Annotated in this window: 20 protein-coding genes; 4 read left to right on the forward strand and 16 right to left on the reverse strand. The window is 70.5% G+C overall.

Annotated features, from left to right (window positions below; all coding sequences use genetic code 11):
- Positions 1–16 precede the first annotated feature (16 nt).
- The 10 genes from OG982_RS01710 to OG982_RS01755 all read right to left on the reverse strand — a co-directional run bounded on the left by OG982_RS01710 (position 17) and on the right by OG982_RS01755 (position 12,186).
- Entirely contained in the window at positions 17–2,692 is a 2,676-nt protein-coding gene (locus OG982_RS01710; RefSeq protein WP_266790406.1) for a cation-transporting P-type ATPase, read from the reverse strand.
- Complete coding sequence (locus OG982_RS01715) at positions 2,685–3,212, reverse strand: hypothetical protein (RefSeq protein ID WP_266790404.1); 528 nt, start codon at positions 3,210–3,212, stop codon at positions 2,685–2,687. The genes OG982_RS01710 and OG982_RS01715 overlap by 8 nt, the downstream gene beginning before the upstream one ends.
- 111 nt (positions 3,213–3,323) lie before the next feature.
- Positions 3,324–3,824, reverse strand: a complete 501-nt coding sequence (locus OG982_RS01720) for a flavodoxin domain-containing protein (protein WP_266790402.1) — start codon at positions 3,822–3,824, stop codon at positions 3,324–3,326.
- A 43-nt stretch (positions 3,825–3,867) separates the two neighbouring features.
- A complete protein-coding gene (locus OG982_RS01725) occupies positions 3,868–4,527 on the reverse strand; it encodes a putative PEP-binding protein (protein ID WP_323139290.1) in 660 nt (219 codons plus the stop codon).
- A gap of 491 nt (positions 4,528–5,018) precedes the next feature.
- Entirely contained in the window at positions 5,019–6,530 is a 1,512-nt protein-coding gene (locus OG982_RS01730; RefSeq protein ID WP_266790400.1) for an aminotransferase class V-fold PLP-dependent enzyme, read from the reverse strand.
- Between the two features lie 202 nt (positions 6,531–6,732).
- Positions 6,733–7,182 carry a universal stress protein gene (locus tag OG982_RS01735; protein ID WP_266790398.1) on the reverse strand — a complete coding sequence of 150 codons (450 nt, stop codon included), beginning with the start codon at positions 7,180–7,182 and terminating at the stop codon, positions 6,733–6,735.
- An 84-nt stretch (positions 7,183–7,266) separates the two neighbouring features.
- Complete coding sequence (locus tag OG982_RS01740) at positions 7,267–9,666, reverse strand: glycoside hydrolase family 65 protein (RefSeq protein WP_266790396.1); 2,400 nt, start codon at positions 9,664–9,666, stop codon at positions 7,267–7,269.
- The gene (locus OG982_RS01745) at positions 9,663–10,421 is read right to left on the reverse strand and encodes an HAD family phosphatase (protein ID WP_266790394.1); all 759 of its coding nucleotides are present in this window, start codon (positions 10,419–10,421) and stop codon (positions 9,663–9,665) included. The genes OG982_RS01740 and OG982_RS01745 overlap by 4 nt, the downstream gene beginning before the upstream one ends.
- A complete protein-coding gene (locus OG982_RS01750) occupies positions 10,418–11,104 on the reverse strand; it encodes a pyridoxamine 5'-phosphate oxidase family protein (protein WP_266790392.1) in 687 nt (228 codons plus the stop codon). The genes OG982_RS01745 and OG982_RS01750 overlap by 4 nt, the downstream gene beginning before the upstream one ends.
- A 5-nt stretch (positions 11,105–11,109) precedes the next feature.
- Positions 11,110–12,186 carry a zinc-dependent alcohol dehydrogenase family protein gene (locus tag OG982_RS01755; protein WP_266790391.1) on the reverse strand — a complete coding sequence of 359 codons (1,077 nt, stop codon included), beginning with the start codon at positions 12,184–12,186 and terminating at the stop codon, positions 11,110–11,112.
- Positions 12,187–12,362: 176 nt separating this feature from the next.
- Here OG982_RS01755 and OG982_RS01760 point away from each other — a divergent pair, with 176 nt between their 5' ends.
- The 3 genes from OG982_RS01760 (at position 12,363) to OG982_RS01770 (ending at position 14,990) form a co-directional block, all read left to right on the forward strand.
- Positions 12,363–13,784, forward strand: a complete 1,422-nt coding sequence (locus OG982_RS01760; RefSeq protein WP_266947758.1) for an MBL fold metallo-hydrolase RNA specificity domain-containing protein — start codon at positions 12,363–12,365, stop codon at positions 13,782–13,784.
- Between the two features lie 356 nt (positions 13,785–14,140).
- On the forward strand, positions 14,141–14,326 hold the full coding sequence (locus OG982_RS01765) for a hypothetical protein (RefSeq protein WP_266790387.1): 186 nt from the start codon (positions 14,141–14,143) through the stop codon (positions 14,324–14,326).
- A gap of 10 nt (positions 14,327–14,336) precedes the next feature.
- Positions 14,337–14,990 carry a CBS domain-containing protein gene (locus OG982_RS01770; RefSeq protein WP_266947760.1) on the forward strand — a complete coding sequence of 218 codons (654 nt, stop codon included), beginning with the start codon at positions 14,337–14,339 and terminating at the stop codon, positions 14,988–14,990.
- An 82-nt stretch (positions 14,991–15,072) separates the two neighbouring features.
- Here OG982_RS01770 and OG982_RS01775 read toward each other — a convergent pair whose 3' ends face one another.
- Both OG982_RS01775 and OG982_RS01780 read right to left on the reverse strand, forming a co-directional pair.
- Positions 15,073–16,680 (reverse strand): DUF6119 family protein, encoded by a 1,608-nt coding sequence (locus tag OG982_RS01775; RefSeq protein ID WP_266790383.1) that lies wholly within the window; start codon positions 16,678–16,680, stop codon positions 15,073–15,075.
- Positions 16,681–17,092: 412 nt separating this feature from the next.
- Positions 17,093–18,283 carry an acyl-CoA dehydrogenase family protein gene (locus tag OG982_RS01780; RefSeq protein ID WP_266790381.1) on the reverse strand — a complete coding sequence of 397 codons (1,191 nt, stop codon included), beginning with the start codon at positions 18,281–18,283 and terminating at the stop codon, positions 17,093–17,095.
- 96 nt (positions 18,284–18,379) lie between these two features.
- Between OG982_RS01780 and OG982_RS01785 the strand changes: the two genes are divergently transcribed.
- Positions 18,380–18,874 carry a hypothetical protein gene (locus tag OG982_RS01785; protein WP_266790379.1) on the forward strand — a complete coding sequence of 165 codons (495 nt, stop codon included), beginning with the start codon at positions 18,380–18,382 and terminating at the stop codon, positions 18,872–18,874.
- Positions 18,875–18,915: 41 nt separating this feature from the next.
- On the opposite strand, the gene OG982_RS01790 is transcribed toward OG982_RS01785, so the two are convergent.
- From OG982_RS01790 to OG982_RS01805, 4 genes are all read right to left on the reverse strand, one after another.
- Positions 18,916–19,266 carry a hypothetical protein gene (locus OG982_RS01790; RefSeq protein ID WP_266790377.1) on the reverse strand — a complete coding sequence of 117 codons (351 nt, stop codon included), beginning with the start codon at positions 19,264–19,266 and terminating at the stop codon, positions 18,916–18,918.
- A gap of 130 nt (positions 19,267–19,396) precedes the next feature.
- Complete coding sequence (locus tag OG982_RS01795) at positions 19,397–19,993, reverse strand: hypothetical protein (RefSeq protein WP_266947762.1); 597 nt, start codon at positions 19,991–19,993, stop codon at positions 19,397–19,399.
- A gap of 17 nt (positions 19,994–20,010) precedes the next feature.
- The gene (locus tag OG982_RS01800; protein WP_266790373.1) at positions 20,011–20,847 is read right to left on the reverse strand and encodes a class II fructose-bisphosphate aldolase; all 837 of its coding nucleotides are present in this window, start codon (positions 20,845–20,847) and stop codon (positions 20,011–20,013) included.
- Positions 20,844–21,746, reverse strand: coding sequence for an SIS domain-containing protein (locus OG982_RS01805; RefSeq protein WP_266790371.1), 903 nt, complete (start codon positions 21,744–21,746; stop codon positions 20,844–20,846). The genes OG982_RS01800 and OG982_RS01805 overlap by 4 nt, the downstream gene beginning before the upstream one ends.
- Between the last annotated feature and the right edge of the window lie 13 nt (positions 21,747–21,759).

A 21,759-nucleotide genomic window follows, 5' to 3' on the forward strand; every position in this document is an offset into this window, starting at 1 on the left:
TGTGCCTCCGGTGGGTTCAAGAGAGGTGGTGTCGGCGTCGGGTCCAGCGTCGGATCTCGTCGGTTCCCCAGACGAGCGGTGGGAAGGCCGAGATGAGGAGGATGACGTCGAGCGGGAGGGCGGCGGTACCGAAGAGGTGTTGGAGTGGCGGCGCGTAGACGAGCGCCGCGGTGAAGACGAGTTCGAAGGCGATGCCCGCCAAGAGCAGTGGGTTGCTGAAGAAGCCGATGTCACGCAGCGCGGCGTGGTCGGTGCGGGCGGCGATGGCCGTGCCGACCTGGCAGGTGACGATGCCCGCGAAGGTGGCGGTGGTCGCGGTGAGGTAGGCGTGGTGGAGCGGGGTTCCGGGTCCGGTGGGGTCGCCGGGGTGCCAGCCCGCGCGCCACAGGACGTAGAAGAACGCGGTCATGACGAGGGCTGCGGAGATGGTGCCGAGCCAGCCCCAGCTGCGTACGAGCATGTCCTTGTTGATCACGCTTTGGGAATTGGGGCGGGGCGGTCGGGACATGATGCCCGGCTCGGCGCGCTCACGGCCGAGAGCGAGGGCCGGAAGGGTCTCGGTTCCCAGGTCGATGGCGAGGATCTGCAGGACGGTCAGCGGCAGCGGTACGGCCCCTGCGGAGAGGGCGAACACGAGGAAGGGCACGACCTCGGGGGTGAGGTGGGCGAAGATGTAGACGATGAACTTGCGGACGTTGTCGTAGACGCGGCGGCCGGACTCGATGGCCGTGACGATGGTGGCGAAGTTGTCGTCCGTCAGGACCATGGTCGACGCCTCGCGGGCGACGTCGGTGCCGGAGAGTCCCATGGCGACGCCGATGTGGGCACGGTGCAGGGCCGGAGCGTCGTTCACGCCGTCGCCGGTCATGGCCACGATCTGTCCGTGGGCCCGGAGGGCGTCGGCCACCTTCAGTTTGGTCTCGGGCGAGGAGCGGGCGAAGACGATCTCCGTGCCTTCCAGGCGCAGGAGGTGGTCGAGTTCGTGGTCGTCGATCGTCTCGGACTGGGCGACCACGTGCAGGTTCGTCGTACCGATCCCGACGGCGCGGGCCACGGCGGCGGCGGTGGCACCGTTGTCGCCGGTGACGATGTGGACGGTGAGACCCGCCTCGTGGCAGCGCCCGACCGCGTCGGCGACCTCGGGGCGCGGCGGGTCGTACAGGCCGACCAGTCCGAGCAGGTGCAGGTCCTTCTCGACGTCCTGCCGCTGCGGCGGTGCGGTCGTGCCGGGCGGCAGTTCTCGCACCGCGACGGCCAGCACGCGCATGCCGCCCGCAGCCAGGGTGTCGGCGGCGGTCTGAGCTTCCGTAGCCTGCTCTCCTTCGGCCAGTAGCGCCAGGACGCTCTCCGGGGCGCCCTTGACGATCACGCGGAGGCTGTCGTGGTCGTCCGTGCGGAGTACGACCGACATTCGGCGCAGGCGCGGGTCGAAGCGGAAGCAGGTGTGGCGGTGGGTGTCCCGGTCGGCCGGGTCGACAGGAGCAGCGCGCTGTGTAGCTCCCTCCACCAGTGCGATCTCGGTCGGGTCACCGTGCAGCTGCCCGTCGTTCTCGCGGGTGACGGTCGTGCACTGGGCGGCGGCGCGGACCAGTTCGGCGGTCTCCGAACCGCTCGGCGTCTCGTGCGGAGGTGTCCAGGTGGAGTGCAGGCGCATCTGATTGCGGGTGAGGGTGCCGGTCTTGTCGGTGCAGATGACGTTGGTGGATCCGAGGGTCTCCACGGCGCTCAGCCGCTTGATCACCGCGCCTTGGCGGGCGAGGACTCGTACGCCGACGGCGAGGGCGAGGGTGATGGTGGGCAGCAGCCCTTCCGGCACGTTGGCCACGAGCAGGCCGATCGCGAAGATCAACGAGTCGGTGAGTGGCAGCCCCACTGCGACGCCCAGCACGAGGAAAACGGCTCCCATGGCGACCGCGGCTGCGGCGATCAGCCAGGCGACCTTCTTGACCTGCGTCTCCAGTGGGCTCGGTTCGCGGCGGGTGCGCTGGCTGAGGGCGGCGATCCGGCCGAGTTCGGTGTGGTCTCCGGTGGCGAAGACGATCGCCTGCGCTTGCCCCTCGGTGGCGGTGGTGCCGCTGAAGACGAGGTTGGGCTCCTGCAGCAGCGAGAGGCCTTCCAGAGCCGGGCCGGCAACACGCTCGACGGGGGTGGACTCGCCCGTGAGCATGGAGAGGTCCGCCTCGATACCCCCCTCGGTCAGGCGGGCGTCGGCGGGTACCCGGTCGCCCTCGTCGAGGGCGATGAGGTCGCCGGGGACCAGGTCCCGGGCCGGGACGTGCTGTGGCTGTCCGTCGCGGATCACCTGGGCCCGGGCGGGAAGGTAGCCGGCCAGGGTCTCGACGGCCCTCTCGGCCTGCCGCTCCTGGACGAGGGCGAATCCGGCGTTGACGAGGATGACCGCGACGATCGCCCAGCCGAGCACCTCGATGGCGGCGATGAAGGCCAGGACCGCCGCCACCCAGAGCAGCAGAGCCAGCGGGTGGACCAGTTGCCGCAGGAGTTCCCGCAGGACGCTCGTCCGGGTGGTGCGGCGGACCTCGTTCGGTCCGTAGACGGCCAGCCGGCGTGCCGCCTCCCGGCTCGACAGGCCCAGGGGGCCGGTGTGCAGCTCACGGCGGAGCAGGGGCAGGGGTTCGAGAGGATCCGGCGCGGTGTCCGGTACGAGGTCCGGGCCGGCATCGGTCTCAGTCATCGCCGGCTCCCTGGCCGGGGCGCAGGCGGCCGGACCAGAGGGGCTCGATGCCCGCCCACTCGGATTCCCAGGCCCGTGCGCTGCGCGCGTCCACGATGCGGAGGCGCACGGCGACGAGGGCGCCGCCGGCGAGCACGATCCCGGCCAGAGTTCCGGTGCCGATGCCCACCGCGTTCAGAGCGATGTCGGCCTGGCCGGGCGGCGCGGCTGCCACGCTGCCGTTTCCGTCGACCCACACGCGGACCGTGTCGCCGTTCCGGGTTCCTGCCGGAACAGGGATGGTTGCCGTGTGCGGGCTCTGCGAGGGGTAGCGCCACGTGGCGGTCGCCACGGTTACGGGCCGACTGCTCGGCTGGTCTCCCGCTCGGTAGCCGGTCTCGCCGGTCGTGGTGGCCGTTACGGTGTGCCGATGGCGCGCGATGTACTCGGCGGTGCGGAGGCCGTCCGTCCAGGCGGCCCGCCCGAGGGCGAAGCCGGCGATGACCGCCAACAGGCAGGTCAGCGCGAAGGCGGCACGCATACGGGTCCGGGTGCGGTCGGCATCACGCCTGAGCGGGTTCGCCCCCGCCCCTTTCGTCCGGTGATGCATGGCACGCCTCCAGCCTGGTGCGTGCCGAGCCGGGCCGTCCCTTCAGGCGGCGACGAGCTCGGCGCTGATGTGGTGGGCCCAGTTCTGGATCCGCTCGGGGTTGCGGAAGTCTCCGCCTTTGCCCTGGCGGGTCAGTGCCTTGGCGAGGAAGCCCGGGGTGTGGGCCGTGACGCTGCCGCCGAAGGTCATGTGCTCGCGCGCCCCGACCAGCTGCATCTCCCGGGCGACCGCGGAGACCGGGGGGATGTCGTGTTCCTCGGCCGAGCGGTCGAGCGGTCCGCTGCTGAACATCCACACGGGGCGGTGCCGCAGGGAGTCGGCGTTGCGTTCGGCGCAGTGCTTGGCCTTGCTGCTCCAGTGACCGGCGTAGAGGGAGCCGCCGAGGACGACGGCGTCGTAGGCGCGGACGTCGTGGACATCGTCGGCGGGCAGCACGACGGCGTCGAGACCGTCCTCGCGGAGGGTCACCGCGATCTGTTCGGCGATCCCTGCGGTGGCTCCGTGCTTGGTCCCGTAGGCGACCAGGACTCGCTTGGTGCTCATGGCGGGTACTCCTTGGCTCCATGGTGCGTTGCTGATGCCACTGTCACGCGGCCGACGGCTGGTCCGCTTGGGCCGGACGGATCCCTACAGGGACCATTCGGTCCTCCCCGTAGCGGCTCTCCTCGGCGACGGCGACGTGCTGCTTGACTGCGGCGAAGCTGTCGGGGGCGACGGAGATCAAATCGATTCCGACGCGGACGAGGAAGGCGGCGTAGGCCGGGTCGTCGCTGGGCCGCTGTCCGCACAGGCCCACCGGACGTCCCAGGGTCTGGACCCGCGGGAGGAGGATCCGGATGAGGTCGGTGACAGCCGGGTCGTTCTCGTCGAAGACGTGGGCGAGGGCTTCGGAGTCCCGGTCGACGCCGAGAGTGAGCTGGGTGAGGTCGTTGCTGCCGATGGAGAATCCGTCGAAGCGTTCGGCGAAGTCCTGCGCGAGGAGGATGTTGGCCGGGATCTCGGCCATCACGTAGACCTTGAGGCCGTTCTCGCCGCGCCGCAGTCCTGCAGCCGCCATCACCTCGAGGACCTTGTCGGCCTCTTCCAGGGTGCGGCAGAACGGAATCATGACGATGACGTTGGTCAGGCCCATCTCCTCGCGCACCCGGCGAAGGGCCTGGCATTCGAGGGCGAAGCCTTCCCGGTAGCCGTCGCTGTAGTAGCGGCTGGCGCCGCGCCATCCGATCTGCGTGTCGGCAGGGATCAGTACGGCAGGGGGGGGCTGGAAAGAGTGCGCAGATCCAGCGGGGCGGGCTTGTGAGGCTGCTTGGGCCGGGGCTGGATCTGTATGCGCTGCATCGTGGTCACCCTCTTCGGAAGGCGGTGCCGGATTGGCGTCCGGGTTCCACGATCACTCCGTAGGCCACAGGGGCCGCAGTGCCGAGGGGGCCATTCACACGGGGCCAGCGGGCCGCTGCGGTGCGGGGCCGAGTGGCCCCGGCCCCGGTACCGAAGGGGCGCTCGGACCTGGCTATGACTTGTGGTCGCCCTGCTCAGAGCCCTCTGGCTCTGCTCAGCCCGTATCAAAGGGTCTGGTCTGCCGTCGGTCCATGGCCTGCGACGACCAGGTCGATTGAGAAGCCGGATTGTCGGAAATCTCAGTTGATCCGGTCCCAGGTGTGCAGATGGCGAGCGGTCTCCGTTGATGTGGTCTCACTGCCGCAGGTGTTCCGTGAAGTGGTACCAGGCGTGGGTGCCCTACTGGACAGTCTGGAGATGGTCGGCAGCGGCCAGGACCTCGTGGAGGAGGGTATCCACGTCGTCGGTGGTGGTGAGGTGGTTGCAGACGCAGGCGCGCAGGACCGTCTGCCCGTCGTGGCTGACCGTGGCCAGATAGGCGTGGCCGCGGGCCTGGACGCGCGCGGCCACCGCCGTGTGCAGGTCCTCTTGGCCCTGTCGGCACGCTTCCGGGCCGGCGGCCAGGCGGAAGCAGACCACCGGCAGCGGTCCGCTGGTGCACAGCTCCAGCAGGGGGTGTTCCTGGACACGGTGGCGCAGGTATCGGGCGAGGTCCTGGTAGTGCTGGAGGAGGGCGACCACGCCTGAGCGGCCGAGGTGGCGCAGGGTGGCCCAGAGGGTGAGGGCGCGGGTGCCGGGGCGGGTGAGTTCGATGGTGTAGTCGGACATCCAGGGCCAGTCCTGGTCGCCTTCGAGGTAGGAGGCGCGGAAGGTGAACGCGTCACGCAGCCGGGAGGGGTCGGTGACCAGGGCCGCGCCGCAGCCGACGGGAACGGACAGGGCCTTGTGCGGGTCGACGGTCAGGGAGTCGAGGCCGGCGATGCCTCGGTAGGAGGGAGCCAGCTCGGGGACCAGTGCGCCGAGTCCGCCCCAGGCTCCGTCGCCGTGGTGCCACAGGCCCGACCGGTGGCAGACCCGGGTGATCGCTTCGATCGGGTCGATGGCGCCGGTCGCGGTGCTGCCGAGATTGGAAACGACGCAGAAGGGCAGCAGGCCGGCCGCGTGGTCGGCGTCGACCATCGTCCGCAGGGCATCGATGTCCATGGACCGGTCTGGTGTCGTGGGCACGGCGCGCAGCCGCCACGGAGGCAGGCCGATCACGGCTGCGGCCTTCGCGACCGACATGTGGGCTTGGTCGCTGTGGTAGGCGACGAGACGCGCATGGGCCTGGTCGTAGGCGGGGCCGTCAGTGGCGCCTTGCTGCCGCAGGAACCAGGTGCGGGCGGCGCCCAGGCAGAGCAGGTTGGCCATCGATCCGCCGCTGGTCAGCACTCCACCCGCGGTCGGCGCCAGGCCGGCCAGTGAAGCCAGGTCGCGCAGAACTCCGCGTTCGAGGTCCATCAAGGCGTGCTCGCCCATGCCGCAGGTCGCATTGACCGCGGTGGCCAGCAGTTCCGCGATCACCCCGGCCGGGGACGGCGGCGAGTTGATCCAGGCGAAGAAGGCGGGATGACCGTTCCCGGTCGGGTACGGGGCGATGGCCCTGTCGACGAACTCAAGCAGGGAGCCGAGATCCTGGCCGTCCTGCGGCAGCGACCCAGTGGCCATGGCCTGCCGATGTGCCGGCGGCATCGGCCGCGTTACCGGTCGCTGTCCGACCCCCTGGAGGTAGCTGGCTACCCAGTCGGCGGCGGCTGCCAGTTCATCCCGGAAGACCTTCGGGTGCACGGCCAACGGAACGGCGCCGCCCCCGCACTCCGGCCGGGCCGAGGCCAGGTGGTCCAGGCAGTCGATCTCTGGCGGTGTGGGCATTGGCGGCTGCGCCTTCGCTCGGGGTATCGGCCGGACGGCCATGATCCAAAACGAGGGCTGCATGCGAAGGTAACGCCCTGCCGTTCCCGGCACGTTGCCCCGCGAAGAGCTGGTCCTGCGGTGGCTCCGAGCGCACGTCTGCGCCTGGGCATTCAGCCTGCCGTGGCCCACTGCCCGTACGCCAGGCGTACCCGGGGCGGAATCACTCGACGGGGGTGTCCGCCCGGACGATGGTGATCGGGCACGGCGCGTGGAGCGCCGCCTGCTGGCTCACCGAACCGAGCAGCGCCCGGCTGAAGCCGCCGCGACCGCGGCTGCCCACGACCAGCATGTCCGCGCCCTCTGCCGCATCCACCAGGACGTCGACCGGATTGCCGCGCACCAGGCGCTGGTGCACGGAGGCGGCGCCGCCCTCACCGAGGACCGTGCGGACCTCCTCGACCAGACGCCGTTCGGCCTCCTCCTCGTCGAACGTGGCGTCTACCGCCGGGGCGGACCACGACGCGGCACCGGGCAGGTCCCACGCCGCGACCGCCTCTACTCGGCCGCCCACCAGCCCTGCGTACCGGACCGCCCAGCGGAGCGCGGCCTGGGACGAGGGCGATCCGTCGACGCCCACCACGATCCGCGGAGCCTCATGCTGCCTGTCCATTCCGTTCACCCTTCCAACGGCTGATACATCCACAGTGTGCGCATCGGGAACGCGCCGCCACGCGAGCATGCGGTGGTTGCCCTGTCAACCCTTGGGGAGCCGGAACCACCGCTCCTGGCCTGCGGAAATGCGCTCGTGCCGGTCGCCAGGCAGGACCAGGGGCATCGGGCCCAGGAGCGACGGGGGGACATTGGTGCCGAGCCGGCCGGGACGGAACCGGATACGGATGTCCCGGTGCCCCAGGTAGGAAATCGAGAACGAGGACCGGGGCACTTCGGAGAGGGGCACCGGGTCGATGTGCAGGCCGTCGTCGTGGGGCTCGAGTCCGACGATGCCGCGCTCGACGAGGTCGAGGGTGCCGCCCATGGCACCGAGATGGATCCCTTCGCCGGTGGTGCCACCCTGGACGTCGGTGATGTCACTGAGCAGGGCTTCCTGGCAGTAGCGCCACGCGTCTGGGCCCTGCTCCCGGGCGAGGACCCAGCCGTGGACGAGGCTGCTGAGCGTCGACCCGTGGCAGGTGCGCCGCAGGTAGTAATCCACCGTCCTGCGCCAGAGGCCGTCGTCGAGGCGATGTCCGAGCCGAAGGAACAATTGTTCGAGTTCCGTGGGGCGAAAGAGGTAGCCGAGCATGAGGGTGTCGGCCTGCTTGGACGCCTGGTAGCGGTTGGGCGTGTCGCCTTCGGCTTCCAGGATGCGGTCCAGACGGCGGATGTCGTGGTAGCGGGCCCGGTAGCCGTCCCAGTCGAGCTCGGCAAGGTCCCCGTACCCGTGGAACTGGCTGATCACGTCGCGATGGAACGGCACGTACAGGCGGCGCGAGACGTCCTCCCAGACGGCGAGGTCGTCGGGGCCGATGCCCAGTTGCGTGAGGAGCTCGGCGCGTCGTGCTCCCGGAAGGTCGCCGTACACGTCAAGGGCGCGGGCGAGCACCCACGCGGCGGTGACGTTGGTGTAGGCGTTGTCGTCGATGCCGGGAGCGGCGACATCCGGGTAGGCATCGTGATATTCGTCCGGTCCGACGACGCCACGGATCCGGTAGCGCCCGAGGCCGGCGTCCCACGTCGCCGCGTCCGCCCAGAAGCGCGCTATGTGCAGGAGGAGTTCGGCGCCCGGCCCGTGCATGAATCCGGCGTCGCCGGTGGCCTGCCCGTACTGCCACACGTTCCAGGCGATGGCCGACCCCACGTGGTGCTGCAGGTGCGAGTGGTCCGGAAGCCAGCGGCCGGAGCGCGGATTGAGGTGCAGCCGCTGCGTCTCCTCTCTGCCGGAACTACCACTCTGCCAAGGAAACATGGCTCCCTTCGCCCCAGCCCGGCGGGCGGCCTCCAGGGCCGCGGGGAGCCGCCGGTGCCGGTACATCAACAGGGCGCGAGCGGTCTCGGGGAGGTGGAGGGCGAGGTAGGGCAGGACGAACAGCTCGTCCCAGAAGACGTGGCCCCGGTACGCCTCGCCGTGAAGGCCCCGGGCGGGGACGCCGGCGTCGAGCTCCGCGGTGTGCGGCGAGAGGGTCTGCAGCACGTGAAAGGCGTGCAGCCGCAGAACCTTGCCGGTCTCGCCGGGAACCTTCAACTCTCCTTCGCTCCAGAGGCGTTGCCAGGATGCGCGGTGGGAGGCCAGCAGGGAGGGGAAGTCCGGGGCGTGTGTGGCGCAGTCGATGCTCCGCCGCAGCGGATCGGCCGAGGGGCGGTCGAGCGAGGTGCACAGGGCGGCGGTCTTCACGACGACGACCGGGACAGCCCGCTTGATCGGCAGGATGAGTGTTTGTGTGGCGGTGGTGGCTGTGCATGCCCGGCCTACCGGTGCCACGGGACGTGCCGATGTCCGGACCGCGAGCCCGATCTTTACCCGGGAGGTGGTCGTGGTGCAGGACAGCCAGGCGGTGCCCTCCGCCTCCACTCCGGCCCGGTGCTCGACGAGATGCCGCCCGGCCAGGGCGCGGTAGCGGTCGACTCCCGCGTTGGTGACGTCTCCGTCGAGCACGGACTCGATCTCGATCATGCCGCTCCAGCCGTACGCTCTGAACACCGTGTTCTGCGCAGCCAGGTTCGGGTCGCCCATGTGGACGAGGCGGGTGTGGGTGACGCCCAAGCGGCGGCCCTCGGCGTCGTGGAAGAGCATGCGGCGGGTAAGCGTCCCAGCACGGAGGTCCAACGACACGTGGCTGTGGCGCAGGGTCGGGTGGTCGGGTGTGAGCCAGTCGCCGGGCGGTGCACCCGCGGGCAGGCAGCGGTACCCCAGGGCGGTCCAGTCCGGCAGCCGGACCATGTCCTCGTTGGAGACCGTTCGCCCGCCGACGGTGGAGTCGAGCCGGTTGAAGCAGCCTGCTATGTAGGTGCCCGGGTAGTGGATGTCGTCGGCGATGCTCTCGGGCGCTGAACCGCGCGTGGCGAAGCGGCCGTTGCCCAGGGTGCACAGGGACTCGACCAGCCGCTCGGCCTTGGGGTCGTAGTGGGGGTACTCCCAGCACCAGGCCGTGGTCACGGGCGGTCGCCTTCGAGTGCGGCGGGCAGCCCGCCGAGGTCGGGGAGGACGAGGTGGGCGCCGTGTTCGCGCAGGGCGTCCCTCATGTGTGGGTCGGCTTCGCGGTTGAGTCCCACCACCAACCGGAAACGGCCTTGGTGTCCCGCTTCGACGCCGGCGAGTGCGTCCTCCACCACGGCGGTGTGAGCGGGGGGCGCGCCGAGACGGCCGGCAGCTTCGAGGAAGAGGGCAGGGTCGGGTTTGCCGGGAAGGGCGAGTGCGGCCGCGTCCTGGCCATCCACGAGGACGTCGAAGTAGCCGATGAGCTCTGCGGACTCCAAGAGGGAGCGGGCGTGCCGCGAAGCCGAGACGGCTGCGCATCGCACCTCCATCTCCCGTAGTCGCTGGAGCGCGGGCCTGACGTCGCCGAAGGTGCGGACGCCGTCGGTCCGCAGCATCGCGGAGAAGGCCTCCTCCTTGCGGGCGGCGACCGCGTGGACGGTGGCGCACCCGGGCGGATCCTCGGGCGTTCCGGGTGGGAGGTCGATGTGACGGGCGCCGAGGAAGGCGCGTACGCCGTCGAGGCGGGACCTGCCGTCGACCAGGTCCCGGTATTCGCGGACGGCATCGAACGGGCGCGGTCGTGCACCGGAGTGCGACGGCTGCCACTCGGGGAGGCAGCCGTCGAAGGTCTCCTTCCAGGCGGCCGCGTGGCGGTCCGCCGTGGCGAGGAGCACTCCGTCGGTGTCGAAGACGACCGCGCGCAGGTCGTTCATGAGTCGTGCACCACGCGGCGGCCGGTGATCCGGGCTGGGGTGAGCTTCATCCAGTGGCTGCGCGGACCACCGGCCCAAGGTTGGGAGCGCGCCGTGGTGTTGAGGTGCTGCATCTCGTGCTGGTCCGAAACGGCTGCGAGTTCGCCCACGGCCAGCACGCTCCAACCGGTGGCGGTCACGTCGTCGATGTTGTCGATCTCGAAGGCGACCTCGGTACCCGCCGCTCTGGCCGTGACGGCTTCCGCGGAGGTGCGGAAGGCGATGTCGGGTCCTGCGACGAGGTAGTTGACGGGGAGGACGGCTGGGCCTTCGGGGGTGAAGATGGCGATGCGGCCGACGCCATGGGTGTTCAGCAGCCGCCGGCATTCGGTCTCGTCCAGCGGTACGAGCGTACTGTCGCGCCGGGCGGTGGCTCGGCCGGCGACGCGGTGGGCGCTGGCGCCGGTCAGGTCGTCGACGGTGAGGCCGAGGGCGTCGGCCACCCGGACGAGGGTGCCGATGGCAGGGCTGGCGGCGTGCTCCTCCAGGTAGGCGATGTACGTGGCGTCGGCGCCGCACCGCCGGCCCAGTTCGTCGCGGCTCAGGCCGAGGGCTTCGCGGCGGGCCGCCAGCCGGCGGCCCAGGTCGGTGCGTCCGGTCGTCTCGCCGGACTGCTGCGGGTGGGTGCTCGGTGTGCTCTTCACGGCACTCACTGCTCCTGGGGCGGTACGGCGACCGTGTCGTGCTGCGGTCCGCCGAGCACGACCTTGAGGGCGCCGGTTTCGCCGGCGCGCGAGAAGACGTCGTACGCCTCTTCCATCTGGTCCAGCTCGAAACGGTGGGTGACCATCGCGGCGCCGGGGAGGCGGCCGGCGGCCATCATGCGCAGCAGCATGGGCGTGGATGAGGTGTCGACGAGACCGGTGGTGATGGTGACGTCCTTGATCCACAGGTCCTCGAGGTGGAGGACTGCCGGCTTGCCATGGACGCCGATGTTGGCGACGTGTCCGCCCGGACGGACCATGCGGGTGCACATCTCGAACGACTCGGGTACACCGACGGCCTCGATGACGACATCCGCGCCGAGGCCGTCCGTGAGGTCCTCCACCAGCTGCTCTGGCTCCTCCTGCGCGCTGACGGTCGCATCGGCACCCAGATCCCGTGCGGCTGCCAGGCGGGAGGCCGCGAGGTCGACGGCGACGATGCGGAACGGGCTGTAGAGCTGTGCCGTGGCGATGGCGGCCAGCCCGATGGGTCCGGCACCGACCACGACGACCGTGTCGCCGGGGCGCACGGCCCCGTTCAGGACGCCCACCTCGTACGAGGTGGGGAAGATGTCCGCGAGCAGGACCGCCTCGTGGCTTGCCAGAGCGCTGGGAAGGGGGTGGACGGAGAGGTCGGCGAAGGGGACGCGGACGTATTCGGCCTGGGTGCCGTCGATGGTGTGGCCCAGGACCCAGCCGCCGCCTCCTCGGCACTGGCCGTAGTGTCCTTCGCGGCAGAAGCGGCAGCGGCCGCACGCGGAGATGCAGGAGATCAAGACGCGGTCGCCGGGGCGGACGCTGCGGACGTCACCGCCGGTCTCGACGATGGTCCCGACGGCCTCGTGGCCCAGGATGCGGCCGGGTGTCACTTCGGGGACGTCGCCCTTGATGATGTGCAGGTCTGTGCCGCAGATGGTGACGGCGTCGACCCGGACGATCGCGTCGGCGGCGTCCTTGACGGAGGGGTCCGGGACGTCCTGCCAGGAGGTTTGTCCGGGCCCCTGGAAGACGAGAGCCTTCATGGCGCGGCCTTCTCTCTGTGTGCTGTGCGGGAGGGGTCACCGTCAGGCTGTGCCCGTATCCCTCCGTTCCGCTTGGGCCGGTCGGCCCCCATCCGGGGCCGGTAGGTCCCCAGCGGAAGGGGCGCTCCGGTGCGACGGTGGAGACCGGCACCTGTTCCGGAAGGAGGGCTGCTGTCATGTCCCAGCCCGCCCCGTCTCCTGCTTCCGCCCGCCCGGCCCTGCTGAGGTTCCTCGGCGGAGTGCGGACGGTCACCGGCAGCAAGTTCTTGGTCGAGAGCGACCACGCCCGGATCCTCGTCGACTGCGGGCTCTTCCAGGGTGTCGCGGACCTACGGCGCCGCAACTGGGACAAGCTCGCCTGCGACGCCCGTGACATCCACGCCGTCGTCGTGACCCACGCCCACCTGGACCACTGCGGCTACCTGCCGCGCCTGGTCCGGCACGGATTCCGCGGACCGATCCTGACCAGCGCCACCACGGCCCGGCTCGCCGAGATCGTCCTCCGTGACAGCGCCCGCCTCCAGATGGAAGCCGCCGAGCACGCCAACCAGCACGGCTGGTCCAAGCACCGGCCCGCCAAACCGCTCTACGACGATGACGACGTCGACCACACGATCAAGTACTTCGACCCGGTACCGGTGGGCAGCGAGATCGAGATCATGGCCGGCACGAAGCTGATGCTGCACCACGGGGGGCACATCCTCGGCTCCGCCTGGGCACACCTGACCCTGGAGGACGGCCATACCCTCGCCGTCAGCGGTGACCTCGGCCGCCCCGGCCACCCGCTCCTCCTGCCACCCGAACCGCTCTCCGGCGCCGATGTCCTGCTGATGGAGTCGACGTACGGCAACCGTCACCACGACCAGGAGAGCGCGAAGCGCGAATTCGCCTCGGTGATCACGCGCGCACTGTCCCGTGGCGGGACGGTCGTCATCCCGGCCTTCGCGATCGACCGTACTGAGGTCGTCCTGCACGAGCTGGCCACCCTGCGCAGCGACGGCACCCTGCCCCGCCACGTACCCGTCTACGTCGACAGCCCCATGGCCCTGGCCGCGCTGGACGTCTACCGCGACGCCGTGCGGGCGCACTCGCCCGAGCTGCGCCCCGAGATCCTCGCCTGCGGCGAGGCGGCGATCAGCCCGGAGCCCTTCCTGGCGGCGCGCACCGTCCAGGAATCGATCGACATCAACAACTCCACCGGGCCAGCGGTCATCGTCTCGTCCGCCGGCATGGCCACCGGCGGCCGCGTCCTGCACCACCTCCACCGGATCCTCCCCGACCCCCGCAACGCCGTGGTCATCGTCGGCTTCGCCGCTACCGGGACCCGCTCGCGGGACCTGGTGGACGGTGCCCGCACGCTCAAGATGTTCGGCGAGTACGTCCCCGTACGCGCCGAGGTCGCCGACGTACCGCACTTCTCCGCGCACGCCGACGCCGGCCAGATCATCGACTGGCTGCGCAACGCCCAGGCCCCGCACACCACCTACCTGGTCCACGGCGAGGAGAGCGCCTCCGAGACCCTGCGGGACCGCATCGACCACGAGCTGGGGTGGACGGCTGTCGTACCCAAGTCCGGGGAGGCCGTCCTGGTCCGCTGACAGGGGCCGGACGGTCCCCGCGGTGTGCACCGCGCGGCCCTCCCGGACGTGGTGGCCCACCGAGCAGGGTGGATGCGAAGGGTAGGAGGCACTCCATGAGCACCATGCACACCGTCCTCGAAGCCATGGCACCGGAAGCCCGGCTCGCCCACTCCCACCAGGTGACCTTCCGGGCCAGCATCCGCACTTCAACGAACGCCGGCGGGCCGAGAAGCTCTGGATCATCCAGTGCGGCACCCGCGGCACTCACGTCCCCGGCCCCCAGAACGTGGTCGTCAACATCCTCGGCTACGGCGACTCCTCGGCTGGTCCAGGATGTTTGCTCCCTACAGCTGGCACCTCGGCTCCACCGGGAGGTGCGCGCCCTGGAGTTCGACGCAGCGGCCGTACGCCGACTGTGCAACGAGGACTCGGCCGTCGGTCGCTCCGTTTCCGTCGCCGTGGGCGCGGTCATCGCCAACCGGCTCGACTCCGCCCGCTCCCGGCTCCTCGACCTGTTCGCCCCTCACGGCAGCGGCACCCCGCTCGCCTACGCACGCTGAGGACCCCGCCATGACCTCCACCCCGTACACCGTCGCCGACGTCATGACCACCAAGGTCATCGCCGTCACCCCCTCGACCGGCTTCAAGGACATCGCCACCGCGATGGAGCGGTGGAAGGTGACCGCCCTACCCGTCATCGAGGGCGAGGGCCACGTCGTCGGCGTGGTCTCCGAGGCCGATCTCCTGCCCAAGGAGGAGTTCCACGAGCACCGCCCGGGCCTGATCGAGCAGATGCGCCGCCTCGGCGACACCGCCAAGGCGGGCTCCACCCGCGCCGAGAACATGATGACCACCCCGGCCGTCACGATCCGCCCCGACGCCACCCTGCCTCAGGCCGCCCGCCTCATGGCCGACCGGCACATCAAGCGCCTCCCGGTCGTCGACGCCGACGGCACCCTCAAGGGCATCGTCAGCCGCGCCGACCTCCTCAAGGTCTTCCTCCGCACCGACGAGGAACTCGCCACCGAGATCCGCCGCACCGTCGTCGACCGCCTCTTCCCCCTCTCCCACGAGGCGGTCAAGGTCACCGTGACCCAAGGGATCGCCACCCTGACCGGCGAGGTCCGCGACGGCAACCTGATCCCCCTGGCCGAACGCCTCACCCACTCCGTCGAGGGCATCGTCGATGTCCACTGCCGACTGGATGCACCGGCCGAGGCGTGAAGTCCGACCGCGGAGCCGTGCCGGGACGATGCCACGCAGAGCCCGTACCGACGAGGAGCGCAGCGACGAGCAAGCCCTGCGGTCAGCGCCGGATGGCGATGACCTCGACGTCCGCGTTCATGGCGCGCAGCCTCCGCACCGCTTGTAGCAGCGAGACTTGAGCGAAGGCGAAGAGAGAGTCGACGGCAATATCCTCGCCGTCCTTCAGCAGGATGCCGAAGACCACGCGGAGCGTGCCGAAGTCTTGGATGAGGCGGTGGTTGGGGCTGTGGGCGGCTACCTGCTTGAGGAACTTGGCTCGCACCTCTGCATCACTCCGCAAAGTCTCCACGGCGACCACCCCTTGGGCGAAGAGGTGGTTGAGGGGGGCGGTACCCGAGGTGGCCTTCTTGACGCAGATCAGCTGACTGTCAGGGCCCAAGACGTCGCAGATCTCCAACCCCCCGCCCTTGAATTTGCTGGTGCGGACATTCTTCTTGTCGAAGAGGAGGTACCCGTCCTGCTCTGCTCCCCGGTGGTTGAACCAGTCTTCATCGTGGGAATCTTGACCGTCTGAGTTGAGCGGTCCCCTCGTCCAGCAGGGCAACGTGACGGTTCGCGGTGCCGCGAAGAGGCTGGTGAGCTCCTCTTCGAGGGTTTCGATGAAACCTACCCCCACCTCGAACCATTTACCGTTGCCGTAGAACAGCCGGTCAGGGTTGGCCTGTATGTCGGCTATCAGCCATTCTTTGCCATTGGTGGCGGCACCTGCAGGGGTTTGGCAGTCGTCGTCGCTGAACATGGTCACCCGGACGTCAGCGAGTGCCTTGAGCCGCTCGCCTTGCGGCTTGTCCTTCACGAAGGCAAGCAGGTGCCTCAATTCGAGCTCGCTTGCCTCGATCACTTGGGCTCCGCGTCGGATGCGGAATGCCTGGGCCGAGCTGTGGCTTTCCTGACAGGCGTCGGGAACTCCGGTGGTCAGGCGGGGACTGTCCGGGTCCGCGAGGAGGCCCTCGAGGATCTTCTGGGCTTCGACAGCCTTGCGGCTGCCGTTGTTGAGGGTATGCACCCTGCTGACGAACTTCAGTTGGGGTAGTGGATCGGGCCTTGCACAGACGTCCTCGATCGTCCGCAGGTCGCTGAGGAAATCCTCCAGGCTGGTGGCCAGAGGGAGTTTGATGGTGGCCTGGGAGCATTCGACGCGCACGCGACGTATCCGGCCCGATTCCAATGAGGTCAGCGCCAGCCCACTGACGGTGCCACATATGCGGCGGACGACAGCGCCGAAGCGGTCCAAGCCGAAATCGTCGATGCGTTCGCCGCGCGAGACCGAGTACTCATCGACCCTGCCCCGGCCGTCCATAATCTGGTTGCGGACCTTGATGACTCCGGCGTCGTCGAGGCAGCGGGTTGCGAATTCCAGCCCGAACTCGTCGTCGCGGTAGTAGGGGTCCAGCATGTGGTGCCCCACTCCGTAACTCAGCGCGTAGACCCCACGGGCCGTACGCATGATGACTAGGCCGGCTGCAGCGCGATTCCTCTCGTTGACGTTGAGGCCGGTGATGGACTCGAGGGTGTCGCACCAGTCAGCGCGCTCACGAGGCACTCCTCCCGTCATCAGCAGTCCCTCGATGCCTTCACGGGTGAAGTTCCGGGCCTCATAGTCGGCACCGTCAAGGTACCTGTCACGCACGAACTCGCTCAGCTCCACGGCATGCCCTTCGGCCCTCAACCGGTGGAGCGTGGACTTACGGGTGGCGGGTCGGGTTCTGCGGGTATTGCCCACGGTGGCCTCCACGCACGTGCAACGCAGGACCTACCAAGAAAGCAGACAGGAGGCGTCCCCGCCACTGAACTGACCACGTGAGTTTCGCTCGGGGGCCGGTTGCGCAAGGGTGCCCGTAGAGTCGGCAAGTCCGTCCAACGCTGCTGCCCCAGATCCAGCAAAGCCCTGTCCGACGCCAGGCACCAGCCGCACGCACCCCTTCCCCGGATGGCGACCGTTCTGACGCGCGCCGGGACCGTACGCACGCCAGCTATCCGGCTCAACGAAAGGGTTCGCACGCACGTCCGGTGACAACAACGTCTGTTATGTGCCAACTAACGTTGTGAGTCACAGCTCGTCAGCGGCGGACTCGGGGCATGCCGAGGCCGATCCAGGAGATGATCTCGCGCTGGATCTCGTTGTTGCCGCCGCCGAAGGTGAAGATGACCGCGCTGCGGTAGCCGCGTTCGAGTTCGCCGTGCAGGACCGCGCCGGCGGAGCCGTCCTTGAGGGAGCCGGCCGCGCCGACCACCTCCATGAGCCAGGCGTACGCGTCGCGGCGGGCCTCCGAGCCGTAGACCTTGACCGCGGAGGCGTCCTGCGGGGTGAGGGTGCCGCCTTGGACGGCGTTGACCATCTGCCAGTTGAGCAGCTTCATCGCGTCGAGCCGGGCGTGGGTGCGGGCGAGGCGGCCGCGGACCCAGGAGAGGTCGATGACGCGGCGGCCGTCGGCGAGCTTGGTCTCGGCCGCCCAGCGCTGGACGTCGTGCAGGGCGCGGATGGCCATGGTGCCGTGCGCGGCCAGCGTGACCCGCTCGTGGTTGAGCTGGTTGGTGATCAGGCGCCAGCCCTTGTTCTCCTGGCCGACGCGACGGCTCGCCGGGACGCGGATGTTCTCGTAGTAGCTGGCGGTGGTGTCGTGCGAGGCGAGGGTGTTGATGAGGGTGCAGGAGTAGCCGGGGTCGGCGGTCGGCACGAGGAGCATGGTGATGCCCTTGTGCGCGGGGGCGTCCGGGTCGGTGCGGACGGCGAGCCAGACCCAGTCGGCGGTGTCGCCGTTGGTGGTCCAGATCTTCTGCCCGTTGACGACGTAGGTGCCGGTCTCCTCGTCGCCCTCGCGGACGGCCTTGCACTTGAGGGCGGCGAGGTCGGTGCCGGCGTCGGGCTCGCTGTAGCCGATGGCGAAGTCGATCTCGCCGGAGAGGATGCGCGGGAGGAAGTACGACTTCTGCTCGTCGGTGCCGAACTGCATGATCGTCGGGCCGACGGTGTTCAGGGCCATCAGCGGCAGCGGGACGACGGCCTGCGCGGCCTCGTCGAAGAAGATGAACTGGTCCATCGGGGACATGCCGCGGCCGCCGTACTCCTTGGGCCAGCCGACCCCGAGCCAGCCGTCGGCGCCGAGGCGGCGGATGGTTTCGCGGTAGAAGCGCTTCTGGGCGGCGGGGTCCTCGTAGCGGGCGTAGACGTCCTCGGGCACCAGCTCGGCGAAGTAGGCGCGCAGCTCGGTGCGCAACTGCTGCTGCTCAGGCGTGTATTCGAGGTGCACGGCCCCTCCGGGAGTCTCGCGGTCCGTCGTCGCTGGCGGAGGGCAGACTAGAACCTGTTACAAGAATGAGGAAGGGCGGCGGGCTAGGGTTTCCGCATGGATGCGGAGACCGTACTGGCGGGCAGCGAGGTCGTGGTCGAACTCGCGGGGTTCACCGGCTACTACAACGGGAGCCCCGTCGCGTTCCGGCTGCGCCGGCGCACGGCCGACGGGGCATGGCTGTACGAGTTCGGCTCGCCGGTCGCCGAGGTGACGGCACTGGCCGGGGTGGCGCGCGAGGAGGACATACGGTCCTTCGCGCAGGGGATCCTCGACACCCTCGAAGCGGGCGGCGGAGAGCCGGACTTCACCCTGTACGACGACGGCTACACGGAGACGATCGCGACGGTCGGGTACGGGCCCGAGCTGTACCTGAGCGTGGAGGCCGCGTTCGACTTCGCGCAGGACCGGGTGGGGACCTCCCCCAGCGGCGAGGAGTTGTACTCCAACCCGTTCGGCGGGGCCCACGTGTACCTGGGCGAGATCTCACCGGCCGAGCCGGAGGTCCTGGCCGGGCTGGCCCGGGAGCTGCTGGCCGCGCTCGACGGCTGACCTGCCCGGGCGGGGCAGGTCAGACCGGATCGCAACGGGGATCAGTGGCTGAAGCGCACCGAGCGCAGCTTCAGGCGCTCCGATCCGCGGCCGGAGTACGGGCGCAGGTCGAACTCGTCACCCGTGCAGTCGGGGTTGGTGAAGACCCTCGCGAAGGCGTCGGTGCGGTTGCGGGGCGAGAAGGCCGGCTCGGAGGAGCCCGGGTCGGCGACTTCGGGGATGACGATGCACTCACGGCCCTCCGGGTCGAAGAGGGATTCCTGCCGCGGCTGCCCGTCCAGGCCGACGTAGGAGTACTCGAATTCACCGGTCGCGGCACTGGCGGAGCCGGGCACGGCGATGAGCAGGGTGAGGGCGCCGGCTGCGGCCACGGCGGCGGTACGGAGACGCATGGGGGACTTCCCTTTCGGTTTCGGAAGGCGACGCCCACCACGCTAGCGCTCACCCAGCGTGACCAAACGATTCGTCCGCCTTACCGAAAAGGGTGGTTTCGCTCACTATCGACCGGGGGAGATTACGGCGCTACGTGTACAGCTCGACGACGTCGAAGCAGACGAGGTCGCGCTCCGCGTCGAGGAGGAACCCGCCCGAGGAGGAGGTGAACAGGCCCGGCACGGGCCGGTTCACCAGCGCGTCGAAGGCCTCGGCGCGCTGCCAGGCCGCGTCGGCGGGCGCGTACGGCTTCAGGCGCTCCGGGAGGTCCTTCGGCGCCGCGGCCGCGAAGGAGTAGCCGGCGTCGCGCAGGATGCCCGCCACCTGGCCGGCCCCGAGGCGGGCGACGCCGACCAGCCGGAGCCGGGAGTCCGGGCTCGGGAGGTAGCGGTCTCCCCCGGCGGAGCCGTCCAGGTCGTAGCCCTGCCAGTGCGCTTCGAGGAGCTCGCCCGCGGCCCCGAACCGCCGCTTCAGGGGCGCGAGGTCGGTGCGGACCCGGTGCGGGTCCGGTTCGCCGGAGTCCCGTTCGCCGGAGTCCCGTTCGCCGGGGTTCCGTTCGCCCGGGCGCTCTTCGCCCGCCGACGACAGCGCGGACGCGATCCCGATGCCCGTGCCCGCCAGCAGCAGCGGGCCGCCCAGGATCAGCAGGAACCGGCGCCTGCCGGTGCGACCGCGCTGTGACTCCATCGTTGCCCCCGTACAGGTCAGTTCAGGGCGCTGATCATAGCCGCGGCCGTCGCCGCCATGGCCGTACGGGCGGCGGTCAGGTACGGGCGCGGGTCCGCCGGGGTGAGGTGGGCGCGGATGGCGTCGGTCATGGCCACGTTCAGCGCCGTGCCGATGTTGACCTTGCGGATGCCGCCCGCGACGGCGGCCGCGAGTTCCGCGTCCGGCAGCCCCGAGGAGCCGTGCAGGACGAGCGGGACGTCCACGGTCTTGGCCAGCCGGGCCAGCAGGACGTGGTCCAGCGAGGCCGTCCGGCTGGTCATCGCGTGGCTGCTGCCGACGGCCACGGCCAGCGCGTCCACCCCGGAGTCGGCGACGAACCGCCGCGCCTCGTCCGGATCGGTACGGGCGCCCGGCGCGTGCGGGTCGAGCGGCGCGGCGCCGTTCTTGCCGCCGACCTCCCCCAACTCGGCCTCGATCCAAAGCCCGTTGGCGTGCGCCCAGTCGGCGGCGGAGCGGGTCGCCTCCAGGTTCTCGGCGTACGGCAGCTGCGCGGCGTCGTACATCACCGAGCTGAACCCCGCGTCGGCCGCCCGCCGGAGCAGCTCGGGGCTCTTGACGTGGTCCAGGTGCAGCCCGACGGGGACGGCGGCCTCCTCGGCGCAGGCGGCGGCCGCGCGGGAGATGGGCAGCAGCTGCCCGCCCCGGAACTTCACGGCGTTCTCGCTCAGTTGCAGGATCACCGGCAGCCCGGCGGCCTCGGCCCCCGCGACGACGGCTTCGGCGTGCTCCAGGGTGATGATGTTGAACGCGGCGACGGCGCGGCCCGCGACGGCCGCCTCCAAGACGAGCGCTCCGGCGGGGACGATGCTCATCGGACCGCCTCCTCGCCCGCGTCGAGGATCACCGAGCGGGTCAGATGGCGCGGCGCGTCCGGGTCCAGCCCCTGGTGGGCGGCGACGGCGATGGCCAGCCGGTGCACCCGTACCAGCTCGGCGAGCGGGTCGAGCCCGCCGGCCACCCACTGGGAGCCGGTCCCGAGCACCTGTTCGGCGAGCCCGTCGGGCGCCTCGTCGAGGGACCAGGTGACGGTGCCGGGGCCGCTGACGCTGATGGGGCCGTGCCGGTATTCCATCGCCGGGTAGGACTCGGCCCACGACAGCGAGGCCTCCCGCATCTTCAGCGCGGCCTCGTGCGCGAGCCCCACGCTCCAGCCCCGGCCGAGGAAGGTGAACTGCCCCCGGCCCGCGAGCCCTTCGGGCAGCGGCGCGGCGAGCACGCTCCGCGCGTCGGCGACGACGGCCGGGGTGTGCCGGCCGACGTGGGCGCGCAGCAGGGTCAGCGCGGTGGTGGCGAACCGGGTCTGTACGACGGACCGCTCGTCGGCGAAGTCCAGCACGACGAGCGCGTCCGCGAGGGTCATCACCGGGGTCGCCGGGTCGCCGGTGACGGCGGTGGTCGCCGTGCCCGCCTCCCGCAGCGCGGCGAGCAGGTCCAGCACCTCGGTGGTGGTCCCGGAGCGGGTGAGCGCGATGACCCGGTCGTAGCGGCGGTGGCGCGGGAACTCGGAGGCGGGGAAGGCGTCGGTCTCGCCCTGCCCGGCCTCCTCGCGCAGCACGGCGGCCGCCTGGGCCATGTAGTACGAGGTCCCGCATCCGACGATCGCGATCCGCTCCCCCGGCCGCGGCAGCACCGCCCGGTGGGACGGGGCCAGTTCGGCGGCCCGTTCCCAGCACTCGGGCTGTGTGCCCGACTCGTACGCGACGTGGCTCATGGCGGCTCCCTCG

It is taken from the genome of Streptomyces sp. NBC_01551, from assembly GCF_026339935.1.
Lineage (GTDB): Bacteria > Actinomycetota > Actinomycetes > Streptomycetales > Streptomycetaceae > Streptomyces.

Bases quoted from the DNA above. Each gene is read 5' to 3' on its own strand.
- OG982_RS01710 (WP_266790406.1), bottom strand. From the start codon at position 2,692: ATGACTGAGACCGATGCCGGCCCGGACCTCGTACCGGACACCGCGCCG.
- OG982_RS01715 (WP_266790404.1), bottom strand. From the start codon at position 3,212: ATGCGTGCCGCCTTCGCGCTGACCTGCCTGTTGGCGGTCATCGCCGGC.
- OG982_RS01720 (WP_266790402.1), bottom strand. From the start codon at position 3,824: ATGAGCACCAAGCGAGTCCTGGTCGCCTACGGGACCAAGCACGGAGCC.
- OG982_RS01730 (WP_266790400.1), bottom strand. From the start codon at position 6,530: ATGCCCACACCGCCAGAGATCGACTGCCTGGACCACCTGGCCTCGGCC.
- OG982_RS01735 (WP_266790398.1), bottom strand. From the start codon at position 7,182: ATGGACAGGCAGCATGAGGCTCCGCGGATCGTGGTGGGCGTCGACGGA.
- OG982_RS01745 (WP_266790394.1), bottom strand. From the start codon at position 10,421: ATGAACGACCTGCGCGCGGTCGTCTTCGACACCGACGGAGTGCTCCTC.
- OG982_RS01755 (WP_266790391.1), bottom strand. From the start codon at position 12,186: ATGAAGGCTCTCGTCTTCCAGGGGCCCGGACAAACCTCCTGGCAGGAC.
- OG982_RS01760 (WP_266947758.1), top strand. From the start codon at position 12,363: ATGTCCCAGCCCGCCCCGTCTCCTGCTTCCGCCCGCCCGGCCCTGCTG.
- OG982_RS01770 (WP_266947760.1), top strand. From the start codon at position 14,337: ATGACCTCCACCCCGTACACCGTCGCCGACGTCATGACCACCAAGGTC.
- OG982_RS01785 (WP_266790379.1), top strand. From the start codon at position 18,380: ATGGATGCGGAGACCGTACTGGCGGGCAGCGAGGTCGTGGTCGAACTC.
- OG982_RS01790 (WP_266790377.1), bottom strand. From the start codon at position 19,266: ATGCGTCTCCGTACCGCCGCCGTGGCCGCAGCCGGCGCCCTCACCCTG.
- OG982_RS01795 (WP_266947762.1), bottom strand. From the start codon at position 19,993: ATGGAGTCACAGCGCGGTCGCACCGGCAGGCGCCGGTTCCTGCTGATC.
- OG982_RS01800 (WP_266790373.1), bottom strand. From the start codon at position 20,847: ATGAGCATCGTCCCCGCCGGAGCGCTCGTCTTGGAGGCGGCCGTCGCG.
- OG982_RS01805 (WP_266790371.1), bottom strand. From the start codon at position 21,746: ATGAGCCACGTCGCGTACGAGTCGGGCACACAGCCCGAGTGCTGGGAA.